The sequence below is a fragment of the Nostoc sp. UIC 10607 genome (genome assembly GCF_047228265.1).
Classification (GTDB): domain Bacteria; phylum Cyanobacteriota; class Cyanobacteriia; order Cyanobacteriales; family Nostocaceae; genus Nostoc; species Nostoc foliaceum_A.
In genome coordinates, this window is the sequence record NZ_JBIQNW010000316.1 from 1 (window position 1) to 205 (window position 205).

Annotated in this window: 1 protein-coding gene; it reads right to left on the minus strand. The window is 35.1% G+C overall.

From position 1 onward, the window contains the following. Positions 1-205, minus strand: a 205-nt coding sequence (locus ACEYW6_RS36900) for a hypothetical protein (protein ID WP_412983707.1), incomplete at both ends; no start/stop codon positions are given.

A 205-nucleotide genomic window follows, 5' to 3' on the forward strand; every position in this document is an offset into this window, starting at 1 on the left:
TGCAACTCAGCCGTAAATGCTTCATCAAAGTCATTGAATGTAGTTTTATCAATAAATAGTTGCTGCCGATATTGAGAAATTTGCTCTGTTAATCCTAATACTGTTTCAGTTAAAGCTGACTCTATAGCTGATTGCTCAATATAATCAAAGATTGATAAAATGGCTTTCTGATCTGCATGGGATTGCAACTCAGCCGTAAATGCTT